This window comes from Frankia gtarii (genome assembly GCF_025403375.1).
GTDB lineage: Bacteria > Actinomycetota > Actinomycetes > Frankiales > Frankiaceae > Frankia > Frankia gtarii.
In genome coordinates this window covers 1-681 of record NZ_JAMPTM010000593.1, presented here as the reverse complement: position 1 = coordinate 681, position 681 = coordinate 1, and the positions used below count along the sequence as shown (strand labels likewise).

Annotated in this window: 1 pseudogene; it reads left to right on the top strand. The window is 77.1% G+C overall.

The annotated features are described in order from the left end of the window. Positions 1 to 78: 78 nt before the first annotated feature. Positions 79 to 681 (top strand): annotated as a pseudogene (locus NBZ83_RS32465) (hypothetical protein); the annotation flags it as partial.

Genomic DNA, 681 nt, shown 5'->3' with positions numbered 1-681 from the left:
GTCCAGCCCGCATCCGCCCAGCACTCCCCCGCCTCGACCCTGCCGGCACCCGACGCCCACGCTCTCCGAAGGCTCGGCGTGGGCCATGCGCCCACCACCGCCACGAGGCGCCGGCCCGGCGCGGCCCGGGACGGCCGAGGGCACGCTCATGCGGACGCCACCAGACACGGTGCCGCCGGTCCCCCCTCCACCGGCGGCACCGGCCCGGACAGCACACCCTGGCTCAACACCCTGCCCATGGTCCTCGCCTGGACCGGTGCGGCGGGACTCGTCCGCAACGCTGCCGCGTCCCACGGACTGCACCGAACGGGGCCCCGGGCGCGTCCCCGCGGCGGCGGCTTCCTCCCCGCCGTGCTGGGCCGCGGTGCCACCAGCGACAGATCCTCCGCGGCGCACCCTGCACCCGAGCCCACGGCGCCCGCCACGGCGATCGGGGACACGCTCGCTCGCCACCCACTTCCCCAGGACACCTCGGTCCCCCAGGACATGAAGATCGCCCAGGATGCCTCGGTCCCCGAGGACGCGACGGTCCCCGTAGCTCTCGCCGTCGGGCCCACAGCCCCGCCCGCATCGAATGCCACGGCACCCACGGAGGCGGCCGAAGCCTCAGAGCGCAGCGCGCCGATCGATCCGACCGCCCCCGCCGGCGCGGCCAGCCCATCCGCCACGCCCAGCCCTGCC